This is a genomic window from Pseudomonas morbosilactucae (genome assembly GCF_023241715.1).
Classification (GTDB): Bacteria; Pseudomonadota; Gammaproteobacteria; order Pseudomonadales; family Pseudomonadaceae; genus Aquipseudomonas; species Aquipseudomonas morbosilactucae.
On record NZ_JALQCW010000105.1, the window covers coordinates 1 to 24,490 of the forward strand.

The following is a 24,490-nucleotide window of genomic DNA, read 5'->3' on the forward strand; positions in this document are numbered from 1 at the left end:
TCCCATCGCCGGCAAGCCGGCTCCTACATGTTGGGGGTGTGTCAGGGTGGATGTAGGCGCTGGCCTTGCCAGCGGATCGCGTCGTTTGTAGGCAGGCGAGGGCGTTGAGGGCTTCATCGCCGGCAAGCCGGCTCCTACAGGGGGGTGTGAGTCGTGACTGGTGTAGGAGCTGGCTTGCCAGCGATCGCGTATGTGCGGGCAGCGCAAGGCTTGAGGGCCCTATCGCGGGCCGGCCATCCCCAGCGGAGGGAGGTGATGGCATTGGCCGGCGGGGGTTATTCGCTTTCGGGGTCGGTGCGGTTCTGGGTCAGGTAGTGGTCGAGGGTCGGGTTGTCCACGGCGGGGTCCCCGGCCACCTGCCACAGGCGGCGTTCGATGCCCTGGGCCAGCAGGTGCCCCACCGCCGCTTCGATGGCCGAGAGCACGCACAGCTGCGCCGGTTCGTTGGTGGTGTAGCCGACTTCGGCTTCCAGGAGTTTCTTGAATTCGATGAATTTGAACACCCCGGCGCTGCGCCCCACCGAGTAGATGGTCTTGCTGGTCATGACATTGGCCAGCACCTGCCCGGTGCGCACGTCCACCGCCCGCAGGTTCACCGACACCTGGTCGACCCGGTACTCGCGGGACAGGTCGATGCCCAGGTAGCGCGCGCCTTCGCCGCCGCTGCGCACGTTGGTGTCGTAAGCGATGATTCCGCCTTCGAGCATCAGGTTGGCCGCTTGCAACGGCGGCAACTCGGCCTGGATGTTCACCGGGGTGTTGGGCTTTTTCTGCGAGGCGCGGATGATCTTGCGCTCGGTCAGCAGGTTCTGCAGGCCCTCGCGCTCCAGCACCACGAACCAGCCGCTGGCTTGCAAGGCGTCCATCAGCATACTGGCCGCGCCCTGGGTCACGCTGGTGGAAAAGGAGCTGGCCGGGGTCGGCTTGTATTGCCCGGTCTGGTCGCGAAAGCCGTACACCACCGCCATCAGCCGGCCCTTGGGACGAGGCATTTTCAGCAGGTCGTAGTAGGTCGAAGCACGCGGCGTCAGGGTCGGTGCCTCGCTGTCCTGTTCCGCCGACATCGGCTCGCGCAGGCTGCAACCCTGCAGGCTCGCCAGCAACATCAACATCGCCATGGTGGTTTTCATGTTCAGTTCCTCCCCTGCGCCCCGAAGCCCGATAACGGATCAGAGGCCATTGACACGGATTTCCGACACTTCACCGGTCGCCCGGTCGGTCACCTGAATGGTCAGGGCCCCCGAGTCGTCGATGACGTTGACGAGGAAAGAGTCGGTGGACAGGCTCCCGGTGTTGCCGGTGGAGATGTTGTCCAGCAACTGCGAGAGCAGCCGCGACTCCAGTTGATTGGTGAACCGGTCCAGGGCCGAGGTGCCGGCGATGGTGGTGCGCGGCTTGATGTCCGGGTCGTCGAAGTCGTTCTGCGACTGGGCATTGTTGAGCAGCCAGGTGCCATTCAACGGGTTGCCGCCAAACGAGGGGTTGACCGGGGTGTAGACCAGCTCGGTGGCCTGCACCAGCCCGCAACTGCCCAGGCCCAGCAACCAGAGGCCGGCGCGGCGTGAGAGAGGTTGAGTGTTCATAGTTCGTCCTTCTCCAAGTCGGTGGTGTCCTGCAAGAGGATTTCCAGCCTGCGCTGGACGATCTGCGCGCGCACCAGGTCGGCGGCTTCGGCGGCCGTGTCCTGGACTTGCACGTTGTTCGGCGGCAGGAAACGCCGATAGACCAAGCGTTGCTGATACTCCACGGTCACCAGGCTGCCCCAGCGGGCCGAGGGCCGTTCGCGCACCACCAGGTTGAAATCCATGCGGCTGGTGGCGCGCATGCGTTCGGTGAACGCGTAGTAAAAGTCGTGGCCGAGGTGGGAAATGGTGTCGTCGACGATAAAGCCGAGCATCTCGTCCTCAGCCCCGGCTCGGGCCTGGCCGGCCGCCAGAGTCAGAGTCAGAGTCAGGCTCAGGAGCAGACCCGGCAGCCAGCGCTTCATGGCTTCACCGCCTTGCCTGGGGCCTTGCCCGAGGTCCCGTCGAGAAAGGCTTTCTCGGCCACGAACTGCCAGTCGCTGTAACGGCTCACGCCCGTGAAGTCCGACCACTGGCTGGGGAAGTCGGCCTGCTTGAGCGGGGTTTGCTGGGACGGGCTGTAGACCCCGGTGATGCGCCCGTCGCTGCCGCGCATCAGGCTCCATTCGCCGCTGGCACCGATCGGCTCCGGGTAGAGCCGACGCAGGTGGCGCTTGGGCTCGGGAAAGCGCTCGTCCTGCAGCAGGTCGGCCAGTTCCCGAGGGTACTGGGCCAACCCCGGGGAGCTGCGGTAGTAGCTGCGCAGCGCCTGGGCGTACTGGGTGCCGACCCAGAGCAATTGGCGCTCGCGATCACGCTGGGACACGGTCGACCACAGCTCGCCGGCACTGGCCAGGCCCAGGCCCATGAGCACGATCAGTAACAGCACGCCCAGGTAGGTGAAGCCGCCCTGGGCGGCCGGCCTACCACTCGGAATACAGGCTGCCATCACGCGCCCTCCCACTGGCACCGCTCTTGATATCAGCCACCCCACCGGTCACGCCCTGAGGCGGCGGCACCAGGACCCAGAGGTCGCGGCTTTCGCTGATGGGGTCCAGGGGCGGGTTGCGCAGGTAGCGCTGCTCCACCAGTTGCTGCAGGGAATCGGGGTAGCGCCCGGTGTCGCCGTAGTAGTGGTCCAGGGCCTCGCGCATGGCCGACAGGCTCTGGCGCAGGGTGGTCTCCTTGGAGGCCTCCAGGCTGTTGAAATAGCGCGGCATGGCAATGGTCATCAGGGTGGCGATGATCGCCATCACCACCATCAGTTCCAACAGGGTAAAACCCTTTTCCCGGCGCATAGGTTCACCACTCGCGGTAGGCAATGCCGTTGAGGCCCTTGCCCCGGGCCAGGGAGTAGACGTCGAACACGTCCTCCCCTTCCCGCGGGTTCTGGGCCGAGCTGTCGTAGGCGCGCAGGCCCCAGCCGCCCTGGTCGTGGCTCTTGACCTGGGCGAAGGGGTCCCGTGGCACCCGCCGTAGAAAATAGAATTTGGCACCCTTGGCGCTGCGCACATCGCGCACGCCATCCACCAGCACTTGCAGGCTCGGCGGGTAGCCGCTGCTGTTCAGGGACTTCTCGATGTAGCCGGCGTCGAAGGCGCGCTTGTAGGCGTCGATGGCGTCGCGCAGCTGGTACAGGGCGCTGCGCAACTCCTGCTCCTTGCCCCGGCGCACCAGGGTTTCGGTGAGCGGTGCGGCCATGCTGGCCAGCAGGCCGATCAGGGCCAGGGTCACCACCACTTCGATCAGGGTGAAACCGCGCTGCCGGGCGTTCATGGCTCAGGGTCTCTCTGCGGCGTGGGTGGATGCCACAGGGCCGCCCGAGGTCTGCACCTCGACGTTGACCCCGGTGTTCAGGTCCCGCGATGGCGCCTGCACGTGCATGCTGGTTTCAGTGCCGGTCTGGAACTCCATGTCCGACGGGCTCTGGTACGGCAGGTTGCGCACGATGCGCGGGGTGATGGACAGCACCAGTTCGGACTTGCCCACGGTGTCCTTGTTGCTGCCGAACAGCCGCCCCAGCCCAGGAATGTCGCCCAGGCCCGGAATCTTGTTGCCAGTGGCGCCGTGGTCGTTGCGCACCAGGCCGGCGAGGATCTGGGTTTCGCCGTCATGCAGGCGCAAGGTGGTCTGGGCGTTGCGGGTGTCGACCTGGACCGGAATGGTGCCCTGGCGGGTCGGTTCCAGCGGCGTGGCGTTGCTCACTTCCAGGGCGATCTTGATCGCCACCTCGTTGTTCAGGTGAACGATGGGCTGCACTTCCAGCTTCAGGCCGACGTCCAGGTAGGTCACGCTTTCGGTGATCACCGGGCCCTGGGTCGAGGGCACCGACGTGGCGCTGATGATCGGCACCCGCTGGCCGATGTGGATCCGTGCCTGCTCGCGGTTGCTGACACGAATCACCGGGCTGGCCAGGGTGTTGATGTCGTTGTCCTGGGCGTTGATTTTCAGCTGCGGTGACGGCGAGATGGAAATGCGGTCGGCATTGATGCCGCGCAACTGGGAAAGGATGCTCACCCCGGAGCCGTCGCCATTGACCACGCCGAAGGTGTTGGGCCATTGCAGGCCGAGGTCGAGGATGCGCTGGCGGGCCACTTCCATGACTTCCACTTCCAGCACCACTTCGGGGTTGGACTGGTCCTGGGACTGCAGCAGCTTCTCGGCCATGCGCACCGCGTCTTCGGTGTCGCGCATGGTCAGGGTATTCAGGCGCTCGTCGACGAACACGTCGCGGGTCTTGAGCATGGTCTTGATCATGTTCAGCGCGGTGTTGGCGTCGATGCTGGTGAGGTAGAAGGTGCGCATCACCAGTTCCTGGTAATCCTTGATCTTCTGCGGCGAGTCGGGGTAGATCAGCACGGTGTTTTCGTTCACCACCTTTCGGTGCAACTGGTTCTGTTGCAGCAGCAGGTCCACGGCGTCCTCGATGCGCACGTCACGCACGAAGATGGTGGCTTTCATGTCCGGGCGCAGGTCTTTGTCGAAGATGAAGTTCAGCCCGGCCACTTGCGACAGCACCTCGAAGATCACCTTGAGGTTGGCCTCGCGAAACTCCAGGGTGACCGGCCGGTCCATGCGCGTGCGCAGTTGCGGATAGGCCACCACGTTACGGCTCTGCACCAGCTGGATGCTGCTTTGCAGCTCCAGGGCACCCTGGTTGCGCGGGTCCAGCTCGAGGATCTGCCGCACCTGGCGTTCGGCGCCGTAGATGTCGCCGCGGCGCAGGTCCCCCCCGGGCCAGCTCGAGCTTTTCATCCTGGCTGCGCAGGTAGTCGAGCTGGCGCAGGGCGTCCTGGGCCCGCCGGTTGTTGGGCTCGATGGTCAGCACCCGGCTGTAGCCCATGCGTGCCGAGGCGAAGTCGCGCCGCGCGCGGTCGGTGTCGGCCTGGGTCAGCAGTTCGGTGATGGCCCGGGCCCGGCCGCTGTTGAGGGCCAGGTGCAGCTCGGTGTCACGCGGATGGTCACGCAAGCCCTCCTCGATGCGTGCCAGCCCGGCCTCGTACTGGCCCTGCTCGATCAGGTCCTGGCTCTCTTGCTGCACGACCTTGGTGGCGCTGCACGCGACCAGGGCCAGGCACAGACAAAGATGACTCAGCAGCAACGGTGGACGTTTCATTGGGTGCTCCCCACAGACAAGGTCTGGGACAAATGCAGTGGCAGGTAGACCAGGCTCAGCTCCTGTTCGGAGATGCCCTCGATCCGCCAGGTGTCATCGATCACGTCGCCTTGGCGCACGACGTAGATTTTTTCCCCGTCCTGCAAAAACACTTGCCGATCGCGGCGGTCGTCGAGGCGGCCGATGAACTGGAATGGCAGGGGCGGCAGGCTTGGGGCCTCCACCACCGGGGCACTGTTGACGGGTTGTTCGGTGACGCTGGCCAGCACCGCGGCGGGCTTCCAGCTGCGGGCGGCAAACAGATCACGGCCGGGCTCAGGTCCTTGATCTGGGCCGGACCACGGGCCGCCTTGGCCACCGGCTGTGCGCCCTGGGGCCGGGTCTTGGAGGGCGTGGCCAGCCGCGGCTCGGCGTCGTCGGCCACCGGGTCGAGCAACAGTTGCGGCAACCAGGCCAGGGCCGCGGCCACGCCGAAGAACGCCACCCAGCCCAACACACGTTGCTGGTTCATCACGACCTCGACAGGTAAAGGGTCAGGCGGATCCGACCATTGAGGTCGGTGTCGGCGATGCGTTTGCGCTGCAACTCCACGTCTTCCAGCACCACCGCCGGCAGTTGGCCGAGCAAGGCATGGAGAAAACGCCGCAGTTGCGGGTAGCTGCCGCGCACGGGCAGCAAGATCTGGTAGCGCGCCAGGTGGGTCTTGGGGTCGATGCCCAGGGCGTATTCACCCCGAGACAAGGTGATGTGCTCCTGGGCCGCCAGGGCGTAGATTCGGTCGATGGCCACGGTCGCCTGGGGCTGGGACGGCAGCTTGCGACGGAAGTCATCGAGCTGGCGCTGGGGCACCAGGGGCGGTGCAACACTGCCGTCCTCGACCTTGGCCAGGTACTCGCCGGCCTCGCGCCGTTGCTGCCCCAGGTCTTGCAGCGCCTGCCAGCCCGGCATCAGCCCCAGCACCCCGTAGGCCAGCGCCGCCAGCACCAGCGCCAGCCCTGCCAGGCCGGGCACACCCAGGCCTTGCAGGTATTCGTGGACGATCAGTCTAGGGATTCGCATCGCCCATCTCCCAGGTTGCCGACAGGTTGAATTGCACCGGGTGTTCCGCCACTTGCGCGACGATTTCGTGGTTCAGCAGCGAGACGTCCGACAGTTCGTCGCTGGCTTCCAGCTGACGGTGAAAATTGAGCATGGCTTCCAGGTCACGGGCCTCGGCGCTGATCCGTACCTGGCCCTTGCGCGCGTCGGGGGTCAGGCTGAGCAGGGCCACGTCGTCCCGGGGCAAGGCTTCAAGCATGGCGAACAGGCGTTCCCAGGGGCGCCGCAGTTGCTGCGAGACCTTGCGCATTTCTTCCAGGTTCTGCGCCTGCTCGCGGCTTTGCGCCGGCGACAGGCTGGCGCTGCCCTCGGCCTCGCCGCCGAGCTGGCGCCGGGCCTGCTGCAAATGGCCCTGTTGCTCCAGGGCCTGGCCCTCAAGATGCTGTTGCAGGCCGGCACACCCCAGGGCCAGTACCAGGCCCAGGCCCAGCAGGCTCCAGCCCAGGGGCCCCGAACGCCGACGAGGCTGGAAGTCCAGCTGCAGCGGGCCCATCTCAAGCCACCGCCCGGGACATCAGGTACAGGCTGTCACGCGGGGCCGCCGGCGCCGCTTGCACCTGCAGCAGCTCCACATCGGGCACCTGCGGGGCCGCGTCGAGGCGCCCTGGGGCGTGCAGATAGACCCTCAGCGGGCGCTCGCTGAGGGAGGCCTGCAACTGGCTTTCACGACCGATCAAGGCGCCCAGGGCGGCGTCGCTGTCGTTGCAACCCACCGACCGCACGGCCGCCCAACGGCCGTTGCGGGCCAGCAGCAGCACACTGCGCACGGGCTCGGCCACCACCAGCAGGAAGTCCTCGGTGCCCAGGCGTTTGTCGAAATGGTTGTAGGCCGCCATCAGGTACGGCTGCACCGACACCAAGCGCAAGCCACGGGTTTTCGCCAGGCTGTTGAGGCGGTTCAGCAAGTCTTCGGGCACGGCGCTGGCGATGCGATCGAACCCCGCTGCTTCGGCGCTGATCACCAGCTTCCAGGGTTGGCTGGGAGGGCCGTAAAGGTCTTCGAAGCAGACCCGGGCCAGGCCCTGCAGCTCCTCTGGGCTGTTGATCTGCTCGCTCCAGGGCACCAGGCAGTAGCGGCAGAAGTGCGCCGACACCAGCACCTGCAACTCGGCGCCGCTGGCCGCGTGTTCGGCCAACAGGCGTTCAAGGGTTTCCAGGGCCACGGCCCAGGCCATAAAGCCTTCGTCGATAAAACCGACGCTGCCCAGCCATTGGTTGTGGCTGCCCTGGCCACGGCCGAGTCCGACACCGCTGGCGCCGAGCACGGCGACAAAACGCTCACGCGACAAAAGTGACACGATTGATCTCCTCCAGGGTGGTCCGACCGTCACGCACCAGTTCCAGCGCCGACTCGCGCAACAGGCGCAAACCGCGGCTGCATGCCAGGGCCTTGATTTTGCCGATGGGCTGGCGCTCGACGATCATCTGCCGCAGTTCGTCATCCAGATGCAGCAGTTCGGCGATGGCGGTGCGCCCGCGGTAGCCGGTGCCACGGCAGTGGCCGCAGCCCTTGCCGTGGACGAAGTGGTAATGGTCGACCTGCTGCGGGTCGAGGCCCGAGGCCTGGAGCTCTTCCAGGGTGGGTGTGCTGGGGGCCTGGCACTGGCTGCACACCAGGCGGATCAGCCGCTGGGCCAGCACCGCATTGAGGGCCGAGACAAAGCTGTAGGGGTCGACCTCCATTTGGGTGAAGCGGCCGATCACATCGAACACGTTGTTGGCGTGGATGGTGGTGAATACCAAGTGCCCGGTGAGGGCCGATTGCACGGCGATCTGAGCGGTGTCCGGATCGCGGATTTCACCGACCATGATCTTGTCCGGGTCGTGGCGCAGGATCGAGCGCAGGCCACGGGCAAAGGTCAGGCCCTTCTTCTCGTTGACCGGGATCTGCAACACCCCCGGCAGTTGATATTCCACCGGGTCTTCAATGGTGATGATCTTGTCTACGCCGTGGTTGATCTCGGTGATCATGGCGTACAGCGTGGTGGTCTTGCCGCTGCCGGTGGGCCCGGTCACCAGCACCATGCCATAGGGTTCGGCGGCCAGCCGGCGCAGGCTGCGCAAGGTCTCGTCGGCAAAGCCCAGGGCCTGCAACTGCACGCCGCTGACCTTGTCGGCCAGGTCTTGTTTGTCCAGCACCCGCAGCACCGCGTCTTCACCGAAGATGCTCGGCATGATAGATACACGGAAGTCGATCTGCCGGCCGCTGATACCGATCTTGAAGCGCCCGTCCTGGGGCACGCGCTTTTCGCCGATGTCCAGTTCAGCCATGACCTTGACCCGCGACAGCACCTGCTCGGCGAACTCGCTGCCCTGGATCTTGCTGATGTTGTTGAGCACGCCGTCGATCCGGTACTTGATCACCAGGCCGTTGCCGGTGGTGCCCAGGTGGATGTCGCTGGCGTGCATTTTCAGGGCGTCGTAGAGGGTCGAGTTGACCAGCTTGACCACCACGCTGGCGTCCTCGCTGATGCTGGTCAGGGACAGGCTTTGCAGGGTGTCGCATTCGACCTGGGCGTCGGCCTGGGCATTGAGGGATTCCACGGCATGGAAGCTTTCTTCATGCCGCGCCAGGTAAGCCTTGAGGTCGTCGGCGTGCACCAGGTACAGCGGCGCGCCTTGCAGGCAGTCGTCGATCCAGGCCAGGCGCGACGTATCGAAGGGGTCGGCGAATGCCCCGATCAGGCTGTCGCCCTGGCTGAGCAGGATGAATTCTCGTTTCAGGCACTGGGCCAGGGTCACCCGTTCAAAGGCTGGGCTGGCGGCAAACAGTTGGTCGGTGTCCAGCACCGGGTAATGCAGGGTGGTCCCCAGGCACTGGATAAAGGCCATGGGTGGCAGTTCGCTGAGCCCTTGCAGCGACTCCAGCATGCGTTCGCCGCTGGTGCCGGCCCGTTGGCGGGCCTGGGCCAGTTGTTCACTGGAAAAACGCGAAGGAGCAGGTGCCGTGATCGGCGGCTCGGGGACAAGGGACAGACGGTCCATGGCTTGCTCTCCAACGCTCGGGGCTAAGAGCCCTAGGAGCGCGGCAGGCCATGTCGGTCAGTTCGCGCGCCTATTCCCCGGTGAGCAGTTGGCCATCGTCTGGAGCCAGGGCCGGTGCATCGCGTCGGCGATCCGCCAGCACCCAACTGCCGTCGTACAACTGCAGCGGGAAACTTTCATTTCGACCCTGGCGTCGTTCGACAAACCCTTCGGAACCGTTGACCCCGGCACGGCGCTCACGCTTGACCCCCAACAGATCGCAGACTGCACGGGCCAATTCCGCCAAGGGAAAGGGTTTGAACAGGATATGGCTGACACCCAGTTGCACGGCGCGATCACAAACCTCACTGGTCGGATGCGCGGTAATCAACACAAAGTGGCAGTCCCTATTCCGGCGGACGGCATCGAGCACCTGAAAACCTTCCATATCGGGCAAACGGTAATCAAGCACCATCACATCGGGCTGGAAAGTCTCGGCAATGCCGATGGCTTTGGCGCCCTCGTGGGCTACACGGACCTCCAGACCCTGCGCTTCGAGGTACACCTCGAGGTTCTGCGCAAGAATCTGTTCGTCTTCGACAACCAATACTTTGTTCAACTAGGTCGACTCCTTGAATCCTGCAGGTCCGTTGTTCGGGCCTGGGAGTGCGTGCCTTAACCAGGCTTACGCACACTTCATGCCACGCCGAACAGCGTTTTTGCACAGCGCCAGGCCATTGATTCGCCTGGCAAAAAGTTTGCACCCCACGCCGCCTTGCCCCAAACACGGGGAAGCCTGCGGATTTGCCCTGAAGCTTTCCCCACAAGTGGGGCAAACCTCAATCATCGTCCATCCGCTCGATACGGTTTTGCGTGCGCAACTGCGTCAGGGCCTGCTGTCGCGCCTGGGCCTGTTGCTGTCGGCCGAGAAACGCCTTGGCCATGGCCAGACCCTGTGTTTCTTCGACCGGGACCGCGGGCAAGTGGTTCTGTAAATAAATCAGATGCCAGCCGAATAAACTGCGCACGGGCGCACTCAGCTCTCCGGGCTTGAGGGCGAAGGCCGCTGCCTCGAATTCCGCCACCATGCGTCCCTGTGAAAAGTAGCCCAAATCCCCGCCATCGCTGGCCGTACTGTCTTCGGAAGCAGCCTTGGCCACCGTCGCGAACTCGGCGCCCTGGGTAATCTGTTGGCGCAACGCCAGCAGCCGTTGGCGGGTGGCTTCGACTTGGGCGGCATCGGCCCCTTGCGGCACCTTCAGCAGGATGTGCCGGGCCTGGATGCGTTCGGGCTGGGCCATGGCCTCGCGGTTGGCCTCGAACAGCGCCCTGACCTGCTGCGGATCGGGCTCCGGCACCTGGCTCAGTTGCCCATAGACCTGCTGCGCGGCCATCTCGCGGCGGGTGTATTCAGCGAACCCCGGCTCGTCGAAGCCGGCCTCCTCCAGGCGCCGAGCGAAGGTCTCCTGGCTGCCGAAGGCCTGACGCACCTCATCGATCCGGCCTTGCAGCGTCCGGTCGTCGATCTGCACCCCGCGCTTGCCGGCCTCTTGCCACAGCAGCTCCTTGTCGATCAGTTCGCCGAGGGCCGCCTGGCGCAGCTGACGATAGGCCTTGGGGTTGCGAATGCTGCCCAGGGCCCGGCCCTGGGCCTGAAGGTACTCAGCGAAATAGCGCTCCAGGCGAAATTCGGAAATCACCTGGCCATTGACCCGGGCGGCGGCCGGCCCCTCGTCGCGGCGAACCTCGGCCTGGGCCAGGCCCACCCCCAGTAGCAACATGCTCAGCAGGCAGTGCAGTGTCATGATCGGGCCTCCGCGTCAGGGTGCCGCTTCCAGTTGTTTGTAGGTCGCCACCGGGTAAAACCGCAGTTCGGGCAAGTCCACGGTGACGATATGGGCGCCCTTCAGGCCCTGGCGCTGCCCGGGGCCGAAGCTCAGGCGCGGGGTCAGCCCAGTGTCGACGTCATGCAACCCTTCCAGGGCGCGGATCAGCTTTTCCCGGCTGGCGTCACGCCCGGCCTGCTTCATGGCTTCGCTGAACAGCAGCACGGCGCTGTAGGCGCTGACTTGCAGCACCGCGTGGCGACCGTCCAGGCCCTGGCTGCGCCGCAGTTGAGTCAGGGCCAAGCGTCCGGCCGCGGTCCAGTCGCTGGGCACAAAGGGATAGGCCAGGAACAGGCGCCGGGAAAAACCGCTGGGCAGTTGGAAAATATCCCCCGCCACCTGGCTTGAAGCGGCGAACAGCCAGGGCTCGCCAGCGGCCTGGTGGAGCACCTTGGCCAGGCGCCCAAAGCCCTCGCCATCCCCCAGGTAAAACACCGAGCGCAGGCCGGCGGCCTGGTCCTGGAGCAGCGCCGGCTGCTGCCCATCGAACACTTGCAGGCGCACCTGCTGCCAGCCCTGGCCTTGCAGGTACTCGCTCAAGCGTTGGGCCAAGGGGCCCTGGTCGCTGCCAAGCGGATAACTGACCAGGGTCGGCCCCGGCCGGGCCTGCAAGCCTTCGCTGGCATAGTCGGCCAGGACCCGCATCTGCTCATAAAGCCCGGACAACGGCTCGAAAATCTGCCGGCTGTGGGGGCTCACACCCAGCCATGACGGCGAGCCGATCAACGGCACGCCTGCCTGCTCCAGCAAGGTCGACCAGTCGCCGTCCAGCGCCGGCGCCAGGGGTGCCAGCAAGGCGAACACCTGCTCCCGCTCGATCAACTGGGCCAGGGCCTGGCGCGCACTGGCTCGGTCTGGCCCGGGGTCGAGCACCACCAACTGCAACTGCCGGCCATGAATGCCCCCGGCCTGGTTGATCCGCTCCAGGCTGCCCCTGAGCAGCGCCGCCAAGGTCGCGCCCTCCTCGGCCAGTGGACCGCTGCCGGGCAGCAAACTGCCGAGCAGCAGCCGCTCGGGTTCAAGCCCCGGGTCGCGCTCGTCGGCCAGACGCTTGAGGTAATCCCCGAGGTTGCGCTGGTCGGCCATGGACAACACAAAACGCGGCATCGCCGGGTCCAGCCGATTGTTCGCCGGGTCACGCCCTTCCTGCACCGCCCGGGCCAGGGCGGCGTCGCTGTAGGCCGGGTAATCGCGGCCGTTGATCTGGCGCTGACCATAGGGACCGCTAAGGCGCGGCCAAGTGATGTCCGGCGGTCGCACCCCGCCTTCGCTGCGGCCGAGGCCATCGGCACCGTGGCAATTGGCGCAGGGCATGGCGCTGGCGGGCAGGAGGATATCCGCCGCGCCGACCCGGGCCATCAGCACTTCGCCGCTGGCAGACAGGCCCTCGCGGTACAGGCGCTTGCCGGCACTTTCACTCGGGCTCAGCGGCTCGCTGCGCGCGCCCACACTGAGCCCGCACAGCAGCACCAGGCACAGCCCCCAAAAGCCGTTCATGACCCGGACTCAGCGCCCGGCCACGGGCGGCAGGGCAAGCAATTGCAGGCGCTGGGCAATGGCGCTGGCCGGGGCATCGGGACGGATCTTGCTCCAGCGTTTGTTGGCCACATCACCGACGATCAGCTGGGTCGAATGCTGCTCGGGGCTGGGGATGATCTGGCCGATGCGGCTCAGCACCAGGTCCATCTGGGCCTGCTCACCGGTGAGAAACAGCCATTGTGGGTCGTCCGCGCCCTGCTTCAGGCTGTAGGCCTTGAGCACCGCCGGGGTGTCACGGGTGGGGTCGCTGGTCAGGGAGATAAAGGTCACCTGGTCGGCCTGCTCACCCAAGGCCTGGCGCACCTCGCGCAGCTTGCGGGTGATCAGCGGGCAAGCGTCTTCGCAGCGGGTAAAAATCACATTGAGCAGCACCACCCGGTTCTCCAGGGCGTCGCTGTAAAAGCGCCGGGTCTGGCCGTTCTGGTCCTGCAACGGGGTGTCGGTGAACCAGGTGCGGGCGTCGCGGGTTCCGGTAGCAGGGGTGGCCGCGGGGGCCGCCGACGCTGTCGCCCCAGCCGTTGCTTCGTGGGCCTCGTGGGCCGGAGCCAGGGAACTGAACAGCGCCAGGCCGGCGCACAGGGCCAGGCAGTCTAAGGTTCTCATGGTTGTTGCTCCAGGGCGATGGCGGTGTGCTTGGCATGGCGGCGCAGGCCGCTGAGTTTTTCCACTTCATGGGTCAGCAGCGCCGGGTCGGTAAAGCCGTAGTAACGCGTCCACTGGCGGCTGTTGCCATCACCCACGAGGATCAGCGGCGGATGGTTGCCCGGGTCCGGGCTCCAACTGCCCAGGCCCTTGAGGGTCGCCTCCACCGACGGCCTCGAACCGGTCAGCCAGCTCCAGCCCGGGCCCTTCTGGAAGCTGCGGGCGTAGTCGGCCAGGCGCTGGGGATCATCGCGTTGCGGGTCGATGCTGATGGACACCAACTGCACCTCCTTGCCCACCCGCGCGCCCAACTGTTGCTGGACTTTGGCCATGATCGACGACACCACCGGGCACACCGTGGTGCAGCTGGTGTAGATAAAACTCATGACCACGATCTTGTCGGCCAGCAGGTCGGGGTGCAGGCGCACCGTCTGCCCATTCTGATCCAGCAGCGGCACATCGACGAACTGCACCTGGGCCGTCTCCAGGCGCGGGGCCGGGGCCTGATGCTGGCTGTGGTCTTCGGCCGAGTGGGCCCAGGCCGGGTTGGCGGTCGCCACCAGGCAGGCGCTCAGCAGGCAAGACGGGACGAATCGATTCATGACGGCTTCCTCGGCAACAGGCTCAAAGGCACTTCAGTGGAGCGCAGCGGGCAGAACCCGGACGCTGGCGTAGGTCTGGTCATCGAACGTCGCCCCCAGGGACGCGGCGCGGACATGCAGGTACCAGGCACCGCTCTGGTCCAGGCTCAGGGGCGCTTCATACAGCCCCTGCCCCACCTCCCGGGCCGCCACGGTGTGCACCTGGGACGAGGGCGCCAGGAAGTAACGCACCTGCACGTCGTCGACGCCGCTGCGCACCTGCTGCTGGCGGCCTTCGACGATGCGAAAGCGCAGCACGTACGGCTGGCCCTGGGTCACCGTGCGCGGCTGGGCCTGGAACGCCACCTTGGGCGCGCCGTGGTGCCCGCTCTGCTGCGGGTCGACCTGCACCTGGGCGCTGAAGCAATGCACGATGTTCGGCTGGTTGAGCAGGAACGCCACGTCGAACGCCCCGGCCGCCGGCAGCTTGACCCGCGAGCTGTAGACCCCGGGTTCCACCTCCCGCAGGCTGCGGTCGATGACCAGGGCCGCCCGCGCCACCTGGCCGCGATTGGGGTAACCGGACATGGGCGCATTCATGCCTTCGGCATAGAAGTAAGTGGTGTTGTCCACCGGGTTGACCACGAACACCGAATTGTCGTCCCGGGAAATCGCCAGGCTCGACGCCAAGGGCAGGTCACCGGCCAGGCGCGGCGCCGACGGGCCGGCCTCGAAACCCTGGATGATCGGCGCCTGCGCCTGGCCCAGGGACGACAGGTTGACCATGGTCACCTTGGGCGAGGACAGCCCGCGGATGTAGGCATAGGCCTGGGTGAACACCACTTGATAAGGCTCGGCCGCCACCTCCAGATCATGGATCAGGCGGCCGGTGGCGGCATCGATCACCGCCGCGCGATTCTCCAGGGTATTGAGCACGAAACCGAAGCGCCCATCGGCACTGAAGCCCATCGGCCCCAGGCCCGGCATGGCCTGGATCACGCTGCGCAGACTGTGGCTCTGGGCGTCGACCACGGTCACGGTGCCGTCCTTGCCATCGGCCACGTACACCGCCTGGGACAGTGCCGAATAGGCCACCGACAACGGCCGGCTGCCGGTCTTGAGCTGCTTGAGCAGGGTCAGGCTGGCGATATCGATCACGCTCAAGGTGCCGTCGTCGCGGTTGCTGACAAAGGCGTAGCGCGAATCACGGCTGAAGGCGATTTCGTGGTGCCCCATGCCAGTGGGCAGGTGCTTGAGGACTTTCAGGCTGACCGTGTCGATCACCGTGATGCCGGCCTTGGCCGGGTCCGGGTCGTTGTTGCCGACCCACAGCAGGCGCTCATCGGGTTGCAGGGCCACGCGCACCGGCTGGCTGCCGGCGGGCAGCGAGTCTTGCAGGCGGAACGTCTGGGCATCGATCAACGCCACCTCCCCAGCGCTGGGCATGGAAACGAACACCCGCTTGTTGTCCCGAGTGCTGACCCAATCCATGGGCGGCTGCTTGAGGTCGATGCGCGCCATCGTGCTGGTGACCCCGCCCACCGACACCGAGGGGTCGATCACCGAGACGCTGGCATCGCGGTTCATCACCAGCAGGAAGTAGCTGTTGAGGTCCAGCAGCGGCCGGGCACCGATGCTGCTCTTGAGAAACAGCCCGACCCGCGACTTGCAACTGTGCTCGCGCCCCTGCTGCTGGTCAGCGGCCGGTTGCGCCGGGTCCAGCCAGGCCCCGGGGGCGACCCCGGCCAGGGGCTGGCCCGAGGCGCGGTCGGTAATGCGAAAACGCAGGTCGGCGAAGCTGCCTTCACTCAGCGTCGCGTTGCCGGGCAGCGGCCGCGCCTCGAACTCCACCACCAGCCCTTCGCGCTCCAGGCGCTGCACGCCGGCGGCAGGCGACGACTCGGCAGCCTCGGCCGGCCCCACTGCCCACGCCACCAGCCAGGCCAGCAGCACCCCCAGGGGAATGGCGTAACTCGCGGTTCTGAGTGTGCTGTTCACAAAGCATCTCCCCTTTTCCATGGCCGGCCTCAAGGCGCTGGCGCCGGTTCCGGCTCGTTGGTCACCCGCAACAGCCCCCAGAGCCCGGAGAGGTTTCCGTAGGCGGCGTAATCACGGAACAGGTAGTCCCCCGGAATTGCGTTGCTGCCCCCGGCGCTGGGGTGCATAAAGCTGAAATGCGCCGCCGGCAACAGGCTCTCGTGGGCACCGATGTACATCGACATCGGGTTCAGGCCGAAGCGCACCGAGCCCACGCCAGGGGTGCCCATGGGGTAGCCGCCGGTGTCGCTCTTCTCCGACTGGAAGGGGTTGAGGGACCACACGTGCCCATCCAGTTGGAAGGTCGAACCACGACTGCCGCCGGTGGGCATCAGGATGTGGGTGCGGAACGCCTGCCCGGGCTTGACCCAGAGCACCGGCGTCTGCGGATCGCCCCCCACCAGGGCATTGCTGTAGGCCATGTGGGCGTTCGGCACATCGGCGTGACCGTTGCCGTCGGCATGGCCGAAGGGGGCATTGGGCGCCAGGCCGAAGCGGAACCACAGCGGCTCGCTCTTGTAGTTGATGGCCATGCCGGAGTTGTCCTGCGGGTCGGTGGGCACGCCGTTGCCTTCCGCGGCAATGCCTTCCACCGGCCGACCGTTGGCCCAGCGCAGGTTCAAGGCTTTCTGCCAGACCAGGGCGAAATCGCGGTACACCGCCTGGCCCGGTGCGGTCACGGTGGCCGAGGTGCGACTGCGGGCGTCCTCGGTCCAGGTGGCCCCCACCGGCAGCACACTCATGGCCGCGCCCAGGCCTTTCTGCGGCTGCTTGATCACGTCCGCCGGGGTGAAGTTGAGGCCGCCGAACTCCACAGCGGTGGCGTTGATGTTGTCCACGCTGCGGCCCAGTTGCGAGATCGGTTTGCCCTCACGTTCCAGGTGCCCGGCGTAGTACTGGTAGACCCGGCTCGGGTAGGCGCCGCTGCTGCCGTTGCGCGGTGGCACGGTCTGGATCGGGTTGCTGCCGACGTTGACCCCATCGGACTTGGTGATGTCATAGGCCAGCAACTGGGCGTGCAAGCCTACGTGGCTCGACGGCCGCATCAGGTTGTTGCTGAAGGTGGTCGGGCCTTCGTCGTGGTTGCGGTCGCGCTTGACCATGCCTTGCATCACCGCGGTGCTGGCCAGGTCGGGCATGACCAGCGGCAGGCGGTTTTCCAGGGTGATGTTGATGCAGTCGCCGGCCGCCGCACGCAGCACCAGGGGCTCTACCGGCACGCCGGGTTTGAGCTTGCCGCTGACCGGGTCGAGGTCGGCCTTGCGCACGTAGAGAATCGCCGTCGGGTCATGCAGCGGCCCGCTTTGCCCACCAATGGTGAAAGTCTCGCCGTCTTCCGGGTCGGTGACCGTGACTTGCGGGATCTGCGTGGCCCGCGAGTTGAACACCAGGGTCCCGCCGTTGGCCTTGAGCGGGCGCCGACATGCTCGGCCAGGCCGGCCGGGTCGCCGATGCTCAGGTTCAACGGGTTGCCGAGAATGTCATTGGCCAGGGCCGCCACCACGTCATAGTTGCGTTGCGGGGTCGGCCGGGTGCCGATGCCGTTGGGGTTGGCGCCGATCCGCGGGCAGGTGCGTCGAAGGCCACGGTGTTACGCGCTCCGGCGGGCTTGGGGTTGTTGGGCAAGGCGAACAGGTCGCTGCGTTGCGCGGTGTAGTTGCGCATCACGCCCCACAGCCCGCTCCAGTAGCCCTCCAGGGAAGCGTCCATGGAGTACAGGTAATCGCCCGTGGTGGCGGCGCTGCTGGAGAGCATCGACACCGGGGCGATAAAGCCCAGTTGCTCGGAGATCCCGATCATCTGCGAGGCGCGCCAGCCGGAGTTGGAGCTGTTGCCGAAGCCCGAGCCGCTTTGCAGCCACTTGACCCCGTGCAAGGTCACGTTGTGCTCTTCTTCATGGCCGCCGGCATGCACCCGCAGGCGCACGTTGTCACCGGTGTAGGTGCGCAGCATGGGTGTGAATGGGTCGCCCGGCTCGGCGCCGCCACGGTTGATGTGGGGCGGAAACAGGGTGGTGCCGCCGGTTGGCCCGATGGCCGAGGTCACCCGGTCGGGAGCCAGGTTCATGGCTGCGATGGCCCGGTCGGTGCGGCTTTGCATGGCATAGGCCAGGTCGCCGCCGAGACCGTCGGCCTGCATTCCGCGCTTGCCGTCCGGCGCCACTTTGTTGGGATCATAGACCCGCAGCGCCAACGGTTCGTTGCGGTAATTGACCACGAACATGCCCGGGTCATCCACCGAGATCGCTTGCGGGCACGGCCGGCTCGGGCAGCCCGGCAGCAGGCCGCCACGGGCCTCGATCACTGCATCCAGCAGGTTGGCCCCCTCCTTGCGCACCGGTGGGTTGATGGCGTAGCGGAAGCTGTCGCTGGTGGCCGGGAAACTGCTCGGGTTGGGCACGCCATCGGGGCCTGCGCCGACATACACCCCGGCTTCATAGGCGTGCTGGAAGTCGCTGTATTCGAGGAAGAACTCACGGAAGCTGTCGTTGCGGCCGTCGCCGTCGAGGTCGCCGGTGGAGATCACCGCCTGCCAAGAGGTCGGCCCGCCGTCCTGGCGCGCACCGCTGTACAGCGGCTCGCCGGTTTCACCGTGGAACCAGGTCGAACCAGCGGGTTCGGCCAGCACCGTGGCATAGAGGCCGATCTGCTGGTGGGTGGATGGGCCCAGGTGGTCGTGGGTGAAGATGGTGCCCAGGCCGCGGTCGATGCCCTTGCTGTTGACCAGCGGGTCGGCGAACCAGCGTTGCATGGCGGTCCGCGCACCCAGCCAGTCGGCCCGGCCATACCGGCCAAAGAACGGGTGGGCCTTGGCTTTCGGGCACGCGGCGCTGCCGTCGCGCGGGTCGCTGGCGGCGCAGCCGTTGAACTCGCGGATGGCGTGGATGCGCTCGACCACGGCACCGGGGGAAAGCACGCCGTCTTCGTAGTTCCAGCCGTTGGAAGAACCGTCGGCAGCGGTCAGGTCCCACTTGGGCAGGTGGATGTGCTGGCCGATGACATCGGTGGGGGTGCGCACCTGATAGTCGTCCATCTCATACACCGCCGGCACCAGGTTGGTTTGCTGGTACATCACGCAGTCGAAGGTGTTGATGCGCATCACCAGTGGCTCTGGCGGCTTCTGCTTGGTGATCACCGGCCAGGCGTCTTCCCAGAGGGCGAGGATCCGCGCTTGCGGGAAGTGGTAGCCAACCTTGTTGTACACCGCGTCGAACTGGATATTGGCTGCCTTGTAGATCCGTGGGCGGTCGGCAGTAAAGGTCGAGGCCCCGGTAAAGCTCATGCCGTCCAGGCGCTCGCCACTGTTGTACTCACCGTTGCCGGCGCTGCTGGTCAGGCGTTTCTGCCGGTCGTCCATGCAGGGCTCGTAGTACGGCGCGCCGGCCATGGGCAAGGCGCCGTTGGTGCGGAAGTTGCGCGCCACCACTTGGTTGCCCGGCAGCACGGCATAGCTGGGGTGGTCTTTCTTGGCGTGGAAGGCCATGGCCGACTGTTCGACCTCGGTGCCCTCTTCCGGCAGGTACACCGGCTTGGCGCGGGTCACCAACTTGGAGAAATCCAGGGAGGTGGTGATGGTCTGCGCCTCACCACCGGCGGCAACGCCGTCCAGGGTATGGCGCGGCAAGCCGCCGTCCCAACCGCCGGACTGGTTGGGGTCGAGGTTGGCCCACAGCGCCTTGCCGCTGGCACGCAGGGCCTGGGCCTTGGCGCTGTCGAGCATGTCCAGGGGCGGGCTCGGCGGCCGCTGGCCGACGCTGCTTTCCATGCCGCCAATCCAGAACGGATAACCGGGGTTTTTCAGGCTGCCGTCAGCATTGCGGTTGGCTTCGCTGCGGTCCACCAGGGCCAGCGAGCCGATGGCTTGCGGGCCGCTGGCAGGATGGCCGCCGTGGTCATCCTCACCGTCTTCATCGTCATCGGCCGCAGCCAGCACTTCACCGATCTTCGGAATCACCGCGACTTTGCCCGGCATCGGCGGCATGGCTTTGCCCGGCAACGGCACCACAGCAGGGATCGGCGTACCGGCGACGATCTCGCCATCGGGCAAGGCCCGGGCACCGGCAGCGGGCTTGCCGCTGCGCAGGGCATAAGGCTCGCTGTGATAACCGTCGGCGCCCTGCTGGGACACTTCCAGGCGGGTGCCTTCTTCGAACACGTCGTGAACCCGCCACATGCTCCACATGCCTTGGGCGAAATGCGGATAGAAATGGCAGTGGTAGATGGCATCGCCCGCCACCCGGTTGCGATTGCCTGAGCCGCCGTTGGCGATTTCATAGGTGTAGCCGGCGCCCGGGCCGATGCCCTGGGCATCGATGTAGTCGGAGTTGTCGTCGTTGGGGTTGAACAACCACTGGTGCCCGTGCAGGTGAAAGATGTGCTGCTCGTGGCCGTTGTGGGTGTTGCGGAATTTGACGAAGTCACCGATGTAGCTGTGGTTGACGTTGGCCGGTTCCGAGGGGTACAGCGCCATGCTGGCCTTGACCCCGACCTGATCGGCGTCGGGCACCTCACCCGGGCGGATGCCTTCCAGGCCAACGTTGGCGGGCACGTCCACCAGCATCGCCACGTCGCCGACCACGTGGGAACTGAGGAAAAACTCTTCGTAGGCGCACGACAGGCAGTCATGCATCGGCCCCACGCCCAGGCGGTTGGCGATCACTTCAGCGCCCATGCCGCCGGAGCCGTAGTTGATCATGAACGAATCGCGGGTCGGCTCCAGCACGTGGCCCATCACCGGGTCGGCCCAGTAACCGGGGAAGGCCTGGGTGACCGCGGTTTCATCGGTGAACACCGAGGCAAAGTCACGGAAGGGCTCCAGGCGATTGGGCAACGCTGGGTTGCGCTTGCCGACGCTTTCCAGGGGATAGGTCGAGGCCGGGAAACTGCCGTCGGGGTTGCTGCCCAGGACAATCGCGTCCACTTCGCTGGAGATGATTTCGTTGCCATCGACCATGCTCAGGATCGGCGTGCCGGCGCGGCCTTCACGCACCCACGGCTGGCGCTGCGGGTAGCGCGCCTGGTAGTCGACGATGGGTTGGCCGGCCGGGGTACGGCCGGTGCTGGCCAGGCGCATCTCTTCTTCGGCCAGGGTATTGCGGTATGTGCGCCCGCCCTTGGGCACCACCACCACTTGGCCGAACAGGCCATTGGCAACGTTGCCCGCCGCGCCCTCGCCACCAAAGGTCGCGCCACGGCTGCCCACGGCAAAGGCCCCTTCGCGCTCGGCGAACAGGGTGTAGCTGCGAGTCGCACCCGGAGCCACCAGGCTGTTGGCGTTGCGCCCGGTAAAGGAGGAGATGTCGTCGATGCTGTTGACCGCCTGCAGGCCGTTGACCTGGAAGCCCACATGACGATCGCTGACCTGATCGTCCACCACTTCGACCTGGCCCTGCCCGCCCTCTTCACCCTCCTCGGCAACCCCGTGCTTGTTCGGGTTGGCCTGGTAGTCCAGCAGGTTGTGCAGGTTCACGGTCAGGCAATCACCGGCCGCCACCCGCAGCACGATGGGCCGCGGGCGCTTGTCGGCACGCAACGACACCTTGCCCGGCACCGCCGCGCCGCCCTGGGCCAGGGAGATGTTGTGGTCATCCACCACATCGCGGCGCAGGGCGTACATCATGCCGTTGGCGTTCTGCGCCCCCAGGCGGTTGAACATCATCGGCTGGTCGAACGCCACCACATTGGCCACCAGGTTGCGCTCGCAACGCAACGCCGCCTCGGCTTCGGACTCCAGGCCGAGCAAGGCACAGCCAAGCAGCAACAGTTTCATCAGCGATGGGGTGTGCAGTTGACCGGGCATCATGGCGGACCTCGCAGTGGTGCGCTTGGGAGCGGTTCTCGATAAAACCGCTGAAGCAATACTCGCGCCAGAAAAAATAGTGTTCAAATTCAAAAGCTTATAATTACTTTCAACTCAACCTCGGGGTCTATCCCCCACCCTTCCCCACTTTTCGGGCCTTGGGGAATGGCGCTGGTAAAATCGTCAGCGCCTCTACCCATTCGGTTTCATCGACAGGGCGTGGTTTATCGTCCCCAACATTGGGGAATCCCCCCACTCACAGCGGCGCATCGGCCGCCAGGCCCTGAAGGCGTCGATACTGGCGCAGCACGCTGGGCACGTAGCGCTGGGTTTCGGCAAACGGCGGGATCACCCGGCCACGGCTGAGTACCGCTTCAGGGCCGGCGTTGTAGGCGGCCACGGCGAGGCTGATGTCGTTGTCGAACAGGGTCATCAGGCGCTTCAAGTAACGCGCGCCGCCCTGGATGTTGGCTTGCGGGTCGTAGGCATCGCTGACCCCCAGCTCGCGGGCGGTTTCGGGCATCAACTGCATCAGCCCCACGGCGCCCTTGGCCGAGCGGGCGCTGGAGTTATAGGCGGACTCGGTCTGGATCACCGCATGCAGCAGCGCCTCGGGCAGTTGGTTGGCCGCAGCGGCGGCCGACACCAGTTCGGCGTACGGCCGCTGGGCGATCATTTGCGGGCGCTCGACGGGGCTGGTAACGGCCACCGCCGACTCCTGGATCACCCGTTCGTAGTGGCGGCCCGGGCGGTAGACGTTGGACAGCACGTAGGTGCCGTCCGGGTTCAAGGATATGTACACATCGGCCTGGGCGGCAGCCGCCAGGGCCAGCCAGCCACACAGGGCCACGGTGATGGTTCGCATGTTCGATGCCTCCCCTTGCCGGCCCCGAAATGTGGGGGTTATGCCCCACTGGCCGGTATGGGCACAGGCATACGCAAGCACTGTGCCGTGTGCCACAGACCACGCAGCACGGGGCTTGCAGCCCTTCCCCAGGTCTGAGCACGGCAATTGCATCAGGCCTCTTGTCGACCACTGCCCACCCTGTGAGGTCACCATGAACTGCCGTCGCTTACCTGCCCGCCGCGCCCAAGGCGGCTTCACCCTGCTGGAACTGCTGGTGGTGCTGGTGGTGCTGGGCCTGTTGGCCGGCATCGTCGCCCCCAAGTACTTCGCCCAGTTGGGCCGCTCCGAGGCCAAGGTGGCCAAGGCGCAGATCGAAGGGCTGGCCAAGGCCCTGGACCTGTATCGCCTGGAGGTCGGCCATTACCCGTCCACCGAGCAGGGCTTGCAGGCCTTGGTCACCGCCCCCAGCGACGAGCCGCGCTGGACCGGCCCCTACTTGCAGAAGAAGCTGCCCCAGGACCCCTGGGGACGTAACTACGCCTACCGCTACCCCGGGGAAAACGCCGAATACGACCTGCTGTCCCTGGGCAAGGACGCCAGCCCGGCGGCGAAGGCGAGAACGCCGAAGTCACCAGTTGGCAGTGAGGGCTGGCCATGCGCTTTTATCTCAAGGCGGTGGGCAAGGCCGGCGTGGTGGCCCTGACGGTGGAAGCACCGGGCCAGGCCGAAGCCCGGCATATTGCCGAGGAACAGGGGCTGCGCGTCCTCAGCCTGCGCGCCGAACGCCACTGGCGGGCGCTGCGCTGGCAGGCCCGGGAACGCTTCGCCCTGGTGCTGTTCAGCCAGGAACTGACCACCCTGCTCAATGCCGGCCTGCCCTTGATCGACGCCCTGGAAAGCCTGGCGGAAAAGGAAACCGCGCCCCAGGCCCGCAAGACCCTGACCCAGTTGGTGCGCCTGCTATACGAGGGCAAGTCGTTTTCCCAGGCCCTGGGACAGCTGTCGGCGGTGTTCCCGCCGTTGTACGTGGCCCTGGTGCAGTCCAGCGAAAAAACCGGCGCCGTGGGCGAAGCACTGGGGCGCTATGTGAGCTATCGACAGCGCATGGACGAAGTGCGGCAAAAAATCGTCAGCGCGTCGATTTATCCGCTGTTGCTACTGGTGGTGGGCGGCGGCGTGGTGCTGTTCCTGATGGGCTATGTGGTACCGCGCTTCAGCCTGGTGTTCGAGGGTCTGGGCTCCAACCTGCCGTGGCTGTCCCAGGTGCTGATGAGCAGCGGGCTGTTTCTCCACGCCCACCAGGGCGAGTTCGGCATCAGCCTGCTGCTGGCGCTGTCGGCCCTGGCCCTGCTGCAGCGTCAGCCGCGCTTTCGCCGAGCACTGGAGCGGGTGGTGGAAAAGGTACCGGCGGTGCACCAGCGCATCGTCATGTATGAACTGGCGCGGTTCTACCGCTCCCTGGGGATTCTGCTGCAAGGCGGGATCCCGATTCTCACCGCCATGGGCATGGTTCGCGGGCTGCTCAGCCCGGCGTCCCGGGTGCGCCTGGACCAGGCGGCGGAACGGGTCCGCGAAGGCTTCGCCCTGTCGGCGGCCCTGGAGGCCAATCGGTTGGTGACCCCGGTGTCCCTGCGCTTGCTAAGGGCCGGCGAACAGTCCGGCAACCTGGGGCAGATGATGGAGCGCAGCGCCGATTTCTACGACGAGGAAATCAGCCGTTGGATCGAATGGTTCGTGCGCCTGTTCGAACCGCTGCTCATGACCTTTATCGGCCTGCTGATCGGGGTGATCGTGATCCTCATGTACATCCCGATCTTCGAGCTGGCCTCCAGTATTCATTGAAGGGCCGGTGCTCGCGCCAGCCCCCACTTCGCGCTGCTGCACGCCGGCCCCGGTCGACCACAGCGACGCGATTCCTG

At 66.2% G+C, this 24,490-nt stretch carries 18 protein-coding genes and 4 pseudogenes; 2 read left to right on the forward strand and 20 right to left on the reverse strand.

Annotated elements, in window-relative coordinates:
- Positions 1-275: 275 nt before the first annotated feature.
- From M1B34_RS31265 to M1B34_RS31360, 20 genes and pseudogenes are all read right to left on the reverse strand, one after another.
- Positions 276-1,130 carry a CsgG/HfaB family protein gene (locus M1B34_RS31265; RefSeq protein WP_268267140.1) on the reverse strand — a complete coding sequence of 285 codons (855 nt, stop codon included), beginning with the start codon at positions 1,128-1,130 and terminating at the stop codon, positions 276-278.
- 39 nt (positions 1,131-1,169) lie between these two features.
- A complete protein-coding gene (locus M1B34_RS31270; protein ID WP_268267141.1) occupies positions 1,170-1,583 on the reverse strand; it encodes a curli assembly protein CsgF in 414 nt (137 codons plus the stop codon).
- Positions 1,580-1,987, reverse strand: coding sequence for a curli production assembly/transport protein CsgE (gene csgE, locus M1B34_RS31275; protein ID WP_268267142.1), 408 nt, complete (start codon positions 1,985-1,987; stop codon positions 1,580-1,582). Before csgE ends, M1B34_RS31270 begins: the two co-directional genes overlap by 4 nt.
- Complete coding sequence (locus tag M1B34_RS31280) at positions 1,984-2,511, reverse strand: type II secretion system protein (RefSeq protein WP_268267143.1); 528 nt, start codon at positions 2,509-2,511, stop codon at positions 1,984-1,986. Before M1B34_RS31280 ends, csgE begins: the two co-directional genes overlap by 4 nt.
- The gene (locus M1B34_RS31285) at positions 2,486-2,860 is read right to left on the reverse strand and encodes a type II secretion system protein (RefSeq protein ID WP_268267144.1); all 375 of its coding nucleotides are present in this window, start codon (positions 2,858-2,860) and stop codon (positions 2,486-2,488) included. Before M1B34_RS31285 ends, M1B34_RS31280 begins: the two co-directional genes overlap by 26 nt.
- A 4-nt stretch (positions 2,861-2,864) precedes the next feature.
- Complete coding sequence (locus tag M1B34_RS31290) at positions 2,865-3,338, reverse strand: type II secretion system protein (RefSeq protein WP_268267145.1); 474 nt, start codon at positions 3,336-3,338, stop codon at positions 2,865-2,867.
- Positions 3,339-3,341: 3 nt separating this feature from the next.
- Positions 3,342-5,178, reverse strand: a pseudogene (locus M1B34_RS31295) (secretin N-terminal domain-containing protein).
- Positions 5,175-5,689, reverse strand: a pseudogene (locus M1B34_RS31300) (hypothetical protein). Before M1B34_RS31300 ends, M1B34_RS31295 begins: the two co-directional pseudogenes overlap by 4 nt.
- Complete coding sequence (locus M1B34_RS31305) at positions 5,689-6,237, reverse strand: GspMb/PilO family protein (RefSeq protein ID WP_268267146.1); 549 nt, start codon at positions 6,235-6,237, stop codon at positions 5,689-5,691. The pseudogene M1B34_RS31300 and the gene M1B34_RS31305 overlap by 1 nt, the downstream one beginning before the upstream one ends.
- Complete coding sequence (locus M1B34_RS31310) at positions 6,224-6,769, reverse strand: PilN domain-containing protein (RefSeq protein ID WP_268267147.1); 546 nt, start codon at positions 6,767-6,769, stop codon at positions 6,224-6,226. Before M1B34_RS31310 ends, M1B34_RS31305 begins: the two co-directional genes overlap by 14 nt.
- 1 nt (position 6,770) lies before the next feature.
- Positions 6,771-7,574 carry a hypothetical protein gene (locus tag M1B34_RS31315; RefSeq protein WP_268267148.1) on the reverse strand — a complete coding sequence of 268 codons (804 nt, stop codon included), beginning with the start codon at positions 7,572-7,574 and terminating at the stop codon, positions 6,771-6,773.
- A complete protein-coding gene (locus M1B34_RS31320; protein ID WP_268267149.1) occupies positions 7,555-9,261 on the reverse strand; it encodes a GspE/PulE family protein in 1,707 nt (568 codons plus the stop codon). Before M1B34_RS31320 ends, M1B34_RS31315 begins: the two co-directional genes overlap by 20 nt.
- A 70-nt stretch (positions 9,262-9,331) precedes the next feature.
- The gene (locus M1B34_RS31325; protein ID WP_268267150.1) at positions 9,332-9,859 is read right to left on the reverse strand and encodes a response regulator; all 528 of its coding nucleotides are present in this window, start codon (positions 9,857-9,859) and stop codon (positions 9,332-9,334) included.
- A 220-nt stretch (positions 9,860-10,079) separates the two neighbouring features.
- Positions 10,080-11,045, reverse strand: coding sequence for a peptidylprolyl isomerase (locus tag M1B34_RS31330; RefSeq protein WP_268267151.1), 966 nt, complete (start codon positions 11,043-11,045; stop codon positions 10,080-10,082).
- A 15-nt stretch (positions 11,046-11,060) separates the two neighbouring features.
- Positions 11,061-12,623 carry an ABC transporter substrate-binding protein gene (locus tag M1B34_RS31335; RefSeq protein WP_268267152.1) on the reverse strand — a complete coding sequence of 521 codons (1,563 nt, stop codon included), beginning with the start codon at positions 12,621-12,623 and terminating at the stop codon, positions 11,061-11,063.
- A gap of 9 nt (positions 12,624-12,632) precedes the next feature.
- Complete coding sequence (locus tag M1B34_RS31340) at positions 12,633-13,268, reverse strand: SCO family protein (RefSeq protein ID WP_268267153.1); 636 nt, start codon at positions 13,266-13,268, stop codon at positions 12,633-12,635.
- Positions 13,265-13,909, reverse strand: a complete 645-nt coding sequence (locus tag M1B34_RS31345; protein ID WP_268267154.1) for an SCO family protein — start codon at positions 13,907-13,909, stop codon at positions 13,265-13,267. The genes M1B34_RS31340 and M1B34_RS31345 overlap by 4 nt, the downstream gene beginning before the upstream one ends.
- A 33-nt stretch (positions 13,910-13,942) precedes the next feature.
- On the reverse strand, positions 13,943-15,886 hold the full coding sequence (locus M1B34_RS31350; protein ID WP_425273561.1) for a YncE family protein: 1,944 nt from the start codon (positions 15,884-15,886) through the stop codon (positions 13,943-13,945).
- 29 nt (positions 15,887-15,915) lie between these two features.
- Positions 15,916-21,724: pseudogene (gene mnxG / locus M1B34_RS31355) on the reverse strand (manganese-oxidizing multicopper oxidase MnxG).
- Between the two features lie 256 nt (positions 21,725-21,980).
- Positions 21,981-22,589, reverse strand: a complete 609-nt coding sequence (locus tag M1B34_RS31360) for a lytic transglycosylase domain-containing protein (RefSeq protein ID WP_268267155.1) — start codon at positions 22,587-22,589, stop codon at positions 21,981-21,983.
- A 193-nt stretch (positions 22,590-22,782) separates the two neighbouring features.
- On the opposite strand from M1B34_RS31360, the pseudogene gspG reads away from it, so the two are divergent.
- Positions 22,783-23,216: pseudogene (gspG, locus tag M1B34_RS31365) on the forward strand (type II secretion system major pseudopilin GspG).
- 9 nt (positions 23,217-23,225) lie between these two features.
- Positions 23,226-24,413, forward strand: coding sequence for a type II secretion system F family protein (locus M1B34_RS31370; protein WP_268267156.1), 1,188 nt, complete (start codon positions 23,226-23,228; stop codon positions 24,411-24,413).
- Positions 24,414-24,490: the final 77 nt, after the last annotated feature.